This is a genomic window from Candidatus Villigracilis vicinus (assembly GCF_016702885.1).
GTDB lineage: Bacteria > Chloroflexota > Anaerolineae > Anaerolineales > Villigracilaceae > Villigracilis > Villigracilis vicinus.
This window is the reverse complement of record NZ_JADJDD010000030.1, coordinates 321,369-329,180: the sequence shown is the minus strand read 5'-3', so window position 1 is coordinate 329,180 and position 7,812 is coordinate 321,369. Positions and strand designations below refer to the sequence as shown.

The 7,812-nt window shown below is 48.6% G+C and carries 10 protein-coding genes; all 10 read left to right on the top strand.

Annotated elements, in window-relative coordinates; translation table 11 throughout:
- The first annotated feature begins 157 nt into the window (after positions 1-157).
- Positions 158-394: a hypothetical protein gene (locus IPG80_RS22460; protein WP_345112235.1), complete on the top strand. Its 237-nt coding sequence runs from the start codon at positions 158-160 to the stop codon at positions 392-394.
- A gap of 406 nt (positions 395-800) precedes the next feature.
- Positions 801-971 (top strand): hypothetical protein, encoded by a 171-nt coding sequence (locus IPG80_RS22455; protein WP_345112233.1) that lies wholly within the window; start codon positions 801-803, stop codon positions 969-971.
- Position 972: 1 nt separating this feature from the next.
- The gene (locus IPG80_RS22450; RefSeq protein WP_345112230.1) at positions 973-1,182 is read left to right on the top strand and encodes a hypothetical protein; all 210 of its coding nucleotides are present in this window, start codon (positions 973-975) and stop codon (positions 1,180-1,182) included.
- Between the two features lie 6 nt (positions 1,183-1,188).
- Positions 1,189-1,515, top strand: a complete 327-nt coding sequence (locus IPG80_RS22445; RefSeq protein WP_345112228.1) for a hypothetical protein — start codon at positions 1,189-1,191, stop codon at positions 1,513-1,515.
- Positions 1,516-1,717: 202 nt separating this feature from the next.
- Complete coding sequence (locus tag IPG80_RS22440) at positions 1,718-2,938, top strand: asparagine synthase-related protein (RefSeq protein WP_345112225.1); 1,221 nt, start codon at positions 1,718-1,720, stop codon at positions 2,936-2,938.
- Positions 2,939-3,052: 114 nt separating this feature from the next.
- Positions 3,053-3,673 (top strand): imidazole glycerol phosphate synthase subunit HisH, encoded by a 621-nt coding sequence (gene hisH / locus IPG80_RS22435; RefSeq protein WP_345112222.1) that lies wholly within the window; start codon positions 3,053-3,055, stop codon positions 3,671-3,673.
- Positions 3,670-4,428 (top strand): AglZ/HisF2 family acetamidino modification protein, encoded by a 759-nt coding sequence (locus tag IPG80_RS22430; protein WP_345112219.1) that lies wholly within the window; start codon positions 3,670-3,672, stop codon positions 4,426-4,428. Before hisH ends, IPG80_RS22430 begins: the two co-directional genes overlap by 4 nt.
- A complete protein-coding gene (locus IPG80_RS22425) occupies positions 4,429-5,553 on the top strand; it encodes an N-acetyl sugar amidotransferase (RefSeq protein WP_345112216.1) in 1,125 nt (374 codons plus the stop codon). It abuts the gene before it with no gap.
- Positions 5,553-6,641, top strand: a complete 1,089-nt coding sequence (locus IPG80_RS22420) for a glycosyltransferase (protein WP_345112212.1) — start codon at positions 5,553-5,555, stop codon at positions 6,639-6,641. The genes IPG80_RS22425 and IPG80_RS22420 overlap by 1 nt, the downstream gene beginning before the upstream one ends.
- Positions 6,638-7,792, top strand: coding sequence for a glycosyltransferase (locus IPG80_RS22415; RefSeq protein ID WP_345112209.1), 1,155 nt, complete (start codon positions 6,638-6,640; stop codon positions 7,790-7,792). The genes IPG80_RS22420 and IPG80_RS22415 overlap by 4 nt, the downstream gene beginning before the upstream one ends.
- Positions 7,793-7,812: the final 20 nt, after the last annotated feature.

Here is a 7,812-nt window from a genome sequence, read left to right as displayed (position 1 = left end):
GACTACGCAACCGAACAGACCTTTCTCAAAGGTGAAGTGGAGATTCTCCACAGGCGGTTCGAACGTGTCATCCTTATCCCGCGCATTGCGAAGGGGAATTTACTTCCCACCCTGAGGTGTGGGTGGACACAAGTTTTGCAGAGACTTTACACTTGGCATGCGGCTTTTGGAAAGTGCCGGCATTTTCTCGAAAGATTTTTATCTTGATATCAAGCATCGCCTGCCTTCCTCGCTTAAGCTTGCCTATCTTCGGAGAGTTTTTTCCTTTGTGGCAGGTGCCAACCTAACCCGCAAATGGATGCAAAACTGGTTAAAAACTAATCACGTGTCGGCAAGCGAAGTGATTTGCAATACTTTCTGGTTTGATGAACTCACAATGGGGTTAGTCCTTTAAAAGAAACTCAACCTCTTGAGGGTGATTCCCGTGCACATGGTTATGACCTGTATGAAGAACTCTATGGGGATTAGCCGTGCCGTCCGCGAGCCATTGAGTTAATGGATCGTTTATTCCCGTTTCTGGAAGTTGGCACAAATTATCTACGGAAAAACATCCCCAGTTCCAAGAAAAATACGAAGCAGCCTTCTGTTTGGTGCAAACCCGGGAGGCTTTCCAAACCTTCAGAAAATGGTATTACGAATGGTTTCCGCTCCAATTTTTACGTCATTAACGTATTGACTATTGTTTGATAGCGTGATTGCTGCTGCAAAACGACCTGCGCAGATGAATAATGGTCACTTTTGGCGGTGGAAAGAGATCGAAGGCAATACACTCTCGGCAGGTGTTGCAGAATTTCCTGTCAATGCCAACGGATTCCCCCGGCTATCAAAGTCAACAGGAGTTGATCCATACCTATCTCTCCAAACCTGTGGATGTTTTCCTCAATGTCAGCTACACCGAAGGGACCTCCGTTGCCATGATGGAAGCTGTCAGTTGCGGCATCTCCAGTTATTGCTACATCAGTGGGTGGTAATGTGGAAGTTGTCCGGGAGAAGAATGGATTTCTGCTCAGCGAGAACCCCACACCCGATGAAATTGCCGACGCGCTTTTGAGTGTCTGTGACCAGCGTGAAGCATGGTTGGAGAAGCGTAAAGGCAGCCGCGAGGTTTGGCAGGAACGATATAATGAAACGACCAACTTTGAGGCGTTTGCCCAAAAATTGGTAGAGATAAGGAAGCAATAGATCTTTATGTGTGGCATTACTGGATTTTGGAATCTGGACGGCAGACCAGTCAATCGTGAAGAGTTGATCCGTTTTACAAATCAACTCGCTCATCGCGGACCCGACGGCTGGGATATTCACATCGAAGAATCCGCCAACTTGGTTTGGTCACCGGCGCTTGCCACCACCGACTTGAAACACCGGCGACCAGCCCATGTCTTACTGGATGGACGTTATTGGATCGTCTTCAATGGCGAGATCTATAACTTTGGAATTAAAAAAAGAACTCGAAAGTCTAGGTTATCTTTTCAAGACCGAATCAGACACAGAAGTTGTGCTGGCTGCATACGATAAGTGGGGAAGATTTTCAGTTCAGGCTCAACGGCATGTGGGCATGTGCCATCTGGGATAGCCGCGAGCGTAAACTCTTTGTGTCGCGTGACCGTTTTGGTGTGAAGCCGATGATCTATTCCTTTGATGGCAAACGCTTCGCGTTTGCTTCGGAGATGAAAGCCTTCTCGCGCTCGAAAACTTCCGTGCTGAATACAACCCGACCGTGTTCGCCAACTCGCTTGAAGATGCAACACTTGTTGAAGGCGCAGAAGATTGTTTGTTTCAGGGTCTCAAACGTTTATTGGGTGGTCATTGCCTCACGCTTTCTGCGAATGGCGATATGAAGATCCGCCGTTGGTGGCATACCCTCGACCATCTTCCCAATGTGCCTGAAAAATACGAAGACCAGGTCGCACAGTACCGTGAGTTATTTCTCGATGCCTGCCGCATTCGCATGCGCAGCGATGTGCCCATCGGCACTGCTTTGAGCGGCGGCTTGGATTCGAGTTCAGTTCTCTCTTCAATGAGCCACATCCGCAAATCGGGCGATGCCACCATGCGCATGGCGCATGAATGGCAGAAGGCATTCATCGGCACATGGCCCGGCAAGGTCATCGATGAGCGTCATTACGCCGATGAAGTGATCAAGAAAACCGGCGTCAACCCGATCTACTGCGAAATGAACGCGGATATGTACCTCGAACATTTCAATGAGATCCTTTATCAATTCGAAGAACTCTCCGACATTCATCTCGGTCCGTGGTTCGTTCACAAGATGCAGCGTCAGAACGGCGTGGTCGTCACCATCGATGGTCACGGTGGCGATGAAGCACTTGGCGGCTACACCTGGCACGTTTTCGCTGCTATGCGCGATGCCAACCCGATGCGTTATGCCGAACTCGCTCTCATCCGCAACAGCATGAGCTTGACGCATGGACTCGATACTTACATCAACGCCATCAAAAATCGTTTGACTGGAAAAAAATCCGCCTCGAACGGGACTTCATGGCTGGTTGCTCAACCCAAGCCTTTCTCTACGCCTGCAATGGAGCAAGATGCCCCTCGCCTCGCCGGGCGGGATGAACTCTTCAAAACGCTCTATACTGATTTCCATTTCACTCACCTGCCCATGAACCTGCGCGACTTTGACCGCCTCTCCATGGCGCACGGAGTTGAAGTTCGCTCGCCGTTCATGGACTGGCGTTTGGTCACCTTTGCCTTTGCCATTCCGTCCGCGCATAAGATCGGCGGTGGATACACCAAACGCATTCTGCGTGATGCGATGAAAGGCATCCTGCCAGATCCCATCCGTATCCGTACCAAGAAAATGGGTTTCCCAAACCTCAACGAAGGCTGGGACCTCCCGCGTGGGCATCAATTTATCAAAGACGCCGTGCTTCTGCCGATTTCAGATCAGCTTCTCTTTGGGATGGCAAGCGCGTAAACACAGACTTGAAGCCGCCTTCCAAACCGATGACAAGGCTCGTATTCACAAAGCATGGCGGTTGGTGCAGGCACAATCATTGCTGAATATGTTTAATGAGAAAGTGAGTGCCGCATGATCGTCGTTGTAGATTATGGCGTTGGAAACCTTGGATCCATCGTCAACATGTTCAAGAAAGTTGGCGCAAAAGCTGTTGCTTCATCTGACCCGGCGGTGATAAAAACTGCCGAGAAGTTGATCCTGCCCGGCGTCGGCGCTTTCGATGCGGCAATGCGGAAATTTCATGAGACGGGTTTGGTTCCCGTAGTAGGTGAACTTGTTTTGGAAAAGAAAATTCCCGTGCTTGGTTTGTGCGTGGGACTCCAACTCATGACCAAGGGCAGCGAAGAAGGACGCGAAGCAGGTTTGGGCTGGTTCGATGCGGAAACGGTCCGCTTTAAGTTCGATGGTGAGAACGCTCATCTCAAAGTTCCGCACATGGGTTGGAATGAAGCGCATGTCGTGCGCGAGCATCCGCTCGTGGCAGATTGGGATCCCGAGTCGCGTTTTTATTTTGTTCATTCGTATCATGTTGTGGCGAAGGAAACCGATGCAGTCCTTGCCGAAACCGAATATGGTGTGAATATCCACTCCATTTTAGGGCGCGGCAACATCATGGGCACGCAATTTCATCCTGAGAAAAGTCATCGCTTTGGGATGCGTTTACTGAAAAATTTTGCGGAGAATATCCGATGATAAAACCAAGAGTAATTCCAGCCTTGTTGTTGAAGGGACAGGGCTTGGTCAAGACAGTCAAGTTCAAAGAGCCGAAATATCTTGGCGACCCGATCAACATCGTGCGTATTTTCAACGATAAAGAAGTGGATGAACTTGTTCTATTAGATATCACTGCCACACCTGAAAAACGCGGCCCGCAGTTTGATTTATTGAAGAATATAGCCAGTGAAGCATTCATCCCATTGGCATATGGCGGCGGGATTCGTTCAATGGATGATGTGAAAAAACTGCTCAGCATCGGTATCGAAAAGTTGATCATGAATACCTCCGCTGTGGAAACCCCATCTCTGGTGCGTGAAGTGGCGGACCATGCGGGCAGCCAGGCGGCAGTCGTTTCGATGGATGTGAAAAAGGGGCTGCTTGGTAAATATGAGGTCCTCGCGCATTGTGGGCAGAAGAAGACCGGGCTTGATCCGGTGAAACACGCTGTCGAAATGGAACGGATGGGCGTGGGTGAGATACTCATCAACTCGATCGACCGCGACGGCACAATGCAAGGTTACGACCTTGAACTCGTCCGCAAGGTGGCAGATGCAGTGAGCGTACCAGTCGTCGCCTGTGGAGGAGCCGGGAATTTAACCCATGTTTCCGAAGTCATCAAACAGGGTCACGCTTCTGCGGCAGCGGCTGGCAGCATCTTTGTCTTCCAAGGTCCGCTGCGTGGTGTGTTGATCAGTTACCCGACCCCGAAAGAATTGAAGGAATTTATCTAAATGACCGACTATCGAATGTGTACCCGTTGTGTGATGGACACCAGCGACCCTGAAATTACGTTTGACGAGAATGGTGTGTGTAATCATTGCCACACGTACGATCGTATGGTGCGCCAATACGTCGTAGATGGCGAAGAAGGTTTGCGTGAGTTCCAACGAATAGCGGAGAAGATCCGCCGCGATGGACAGGGTAAACAATACGACTGTATTATTGGCATCAGTGGAGGGGTAGATAGCACGTATGTTGCCTATCAAGTCAAAAAATATGGCTTGCGTCCGCTTGCCATCCATGTGGATAATGGTTGGGATTCTGAGCTTGCTGTCAAGAATATCGAAGAGACTCTAAAACGCCTTAATATTGACCTGTATACTGAAGTTCTCGATTGGGAAGAATTCAAAGATTTGCAGGCGGCTTTTTTAAAAGCATCCACCCCTGATTCCGAGGTTCCGAGCGATCACGCCATTAATGCGGTCTTAAGCCGTATGGCGGAAAGGATCGGAGTTAAGTACATCATTCTTGGTACGAATGTCCGTACGGAATCGCATTTGCCGCGAGCATGGTCGCAAGGACATCAGGATTGGAAGTACATTCGTGGATTGCATCGAGTGTTTGGTATACGTCCACTCAAAACATTCCCGCATTATGGCTTTTTCACTTATTACCGTCGGATGCTTACCGAGAAGCGTGTTGAGATATTAAACTACATTGGCTATAACAAAGGGAAAGCCCTGCAAATATTACAAGACGAGCTGGGCTGGCGCTATTATGGCGGTAAGCATTATGAGTCGATCTATACACGTTTTTACCAGGGTTTTATCCTCCCTGAAAAATTTGGTTTCGATAAACGCCGCAGCCATCTTTCCAGCCTGATCTGCTCCGGTGAGATTACTCGTGAGAAGGCACTTGAGGAGTTAAATATCCCGACGTACTCTCCCTCCATGCAGGAGGAGGATCGCGAGTATGTTGTCAAAAAGCTTGGGTTTACTGAAGAGGCGTTTTCCGTTCTGATGAAATCTACAGTAAAGAGCTATTGGGATTATCCCTCTTATGGACATTTTATGAATCGACCATTCGTGTTGAAATTGGTGCCTTTTGTAAAGAAGGTTGTTAGCTGGTTTAAATAATGCGCATTGCTTATATCACCATTCATATTGCCCCGGAGTTGATGCGGGGTGGTGTGGGAAAAAAAATAAAAACGCAACTTGATCTATGGCGCAAAGCGGGGCATCAAGTTGTTTTATTCAGCCTTACTCCTGATACGATTCCCTTTTCTGAAGAACGTCAATTTATCTTCGATGCAAAGACCAATCTCCTGAAACGCGAAGCAAACCGCGCCTTGGGGTTGATTCGGATGCTTGATGCGGTCCGGATTTACCAGCCGGATATAATCTATCTTCGATTTGGGCTGTACTCGTATCCCCTCCATAAACTTTTCAAAATCGCACCAACAGTGTTGGAAGTGAATTCGGATGATCGGGTGGAATATTCTACGCGTGGAAAATTCTTTTATTGGTTGAACCGCCTCACACGCGGACTTACATTTTCCCTTGCTGCCGGAGTGATCGCCCCTACCCAGGAGTTGGCACGAATTTACCCGCTAAAAAAGGATCAAGCAACTGCCATCATTTCCAATGGTGTGAATGTTGACTCTGTTGATGTTTTGCCGCCTCCTGAGAATATAAAACCTGTTCTCACATTGGTCGGTTCCCCTGGCATGAATTGGCATGGCGTGGATAAACTTATTCGCTTTGCTCAGGCGAACCCGGATGTATTCGTGAATATTGTTGGTTATTCACCCACAGATGTGGAACAGCCCATACCTGCGAACGTGATCATGCATGGCTATTTGACGTATGCTCAGATTCGAGAAGTTTTGGTGAAGACGGATGTAGCCTGCGGCACGCTGGCTTTGCATCGAAAGAACATGCAAGAAGCTTGTCCGCTCAAAGTGCGTGAAGCAGTTTTATACGGCTTGCCTTTACTGCTTGGCTATTATGATACCGACCTGAGTGACCTCAATCTGCCGACTGTCCTGCAAATTCCAAATACAGAAGATAATCTTACGACGTATGCAGAGCAAGTCCGAAATTTTGCTTTTGCAATGATGGGCAAACGCCTGGATTTTTATGCAGTAGCGCCGTATTTGGATCAGTCTAAAAAAGAAGAAGATCGGCTGGCGTTCTTTGAAAGCGTGATCGTAGGCGAACGATGAAGTCATTGTCCATTATCTTGCTTGGCACCCAAATGGCGGTTGGAGGAGCGCAGAAACTTCTGCTGGAGCAGGCACTCTGGTTTCGCTCTCAGGGGCATCGGGTTACTGTTGTGTTTTTTTATGACCGCGATAACCTTCATAAAAAATGGGCGAACACTTATCCTTTCGAGATTTATAACCTTGAAGCTTTCGATAAAAAAGCAGGTGGATTTCGCAGCCTGCCCAGGCTGCTTACTGGTTTGTTCAAATTATGGCGTATTTTCAAACACGGGAAATTCGATGCTATCATCACATTCACTCATGACAGCAATGTATTAGGCCTCCCGCTTGCCTGGCTGGTAGGAATTCGCTCCCGCGTTGGGACACATCTAGGTGAAATTCGCGGTATGTCTGCATGGCGGGAGAATTTGCATACGTTTCTTGTTAATCGTGGTGTAATCCAAACCCTGGTTGCTTCCTCAGCACGGACAAAAAATAATGCAGTTGAGGTGGGTGTGAACCCGCAAAAGATCACAACCATCTATAACGCAATCATGCCATTTGATATCCAACACATTGATCGGGCGGCTGTGCGCAAAAAACTTGGGCTGCAGATTGACGATGTTTTTTTTGTAGCAGTGGGGCGTTTGGTGTACGAAAAGGGACATGAGTTCCTGGTGGAAGCCATGTCTATTGTGGTGCGGGAAAGTGACCATGTTGTTGCAGGAATCTGCGGAGCAGGTCCGTTGCAGGGTGAATTAACGGCACAGATCGAAAAGTTGGGTTTGAACGATAAAGTCAAATTGCTGGGACAATGGGATGAGATTCCGGAACTGCTTGCTGCTTCGGATGTATTTGTTCTGCCTTCGCGATGGGAAGGTCTTCCCATGGCATTACTTGAGGGGATGATGGCGGGGCTTCCCGTCATTGCCACGCAGGTGGAAGGTGTGGATGAGGTCGTCCAACCCGGTGAACATGGGCTATTAGTGCCGCTTGAGTCTCCCTTAGAACTGGCGCAGGCTATATTACAATTGCTCCGCTCGCCTGAAGACCGTCAGCGTATGGGCAAGGCGGCGCGGGAACGGGTCTTAAGTTCCTACACAACAAACCGTATGTGCGAATCATATTTGCAAGTGATTGAACACGGCTTGAGCACAGAAAAAGCCGGGTAAGCGTGATTAAGCAGAGGCTA

Bases quoted from the DNA above. Each gene is read 5' to 3' on its own strand.
- hisH (WP_345112222.1), top strand. From the start codon at position 3,053: ATGATCGTCGTTGTAGATTATGGCGTTGGAAACCTTGGATCCATCGTC.
- IPG80_RS22455 (WP_345112233.1), top strand. From the start codon at position 801: ATGCCAACGGATTCCCCCGGCTATCAAAGTCAACAGGAGTTGATCCAT.
- IPG80_RS22445 (WP_345112228.1), top strand. From the start codon at position 1,189: ATGTGTGGCATTACTGGATTTTGGAATCTGGACGGCAGACCAGTCAAT.
- IPG80_RS22430 (WP_345112219.1), top strand. From the start codon at position 3,670: ATGATAAAACCAAGAGTAATTCCAGCCTTGTTGTTGAAGGGACAGGGC.
- IPG80_RS22420 (WP_345112212.1), top strand. From the start codon at position 5,553: ATGCGCATTGCTTATATCACCATTCATATTGCCCCGGAGTTGATGCGG.
- IPG80_RS22415 (WP_345112209.1), top strand. From the start codon at position 6,638: ATGAAGTCATTGTCCATTATCTTGCTTGGCACCCAAATGGCGGTTGGA.
- IPG80_RS22425 (WP_345112216.1), top strand. From the start codon at position 4,429: ATGACCGACTATCGAATGTGTACCCGTTGTGTGATGGACACCAGCGAC.
- IPG80_RS22460 (WP_345112235.1), top strand. From the start codon at position 158: ATGCGGCTTTTGGAAAGTGCCGGCATTTTCTCGAAAGATTTTTATCTT.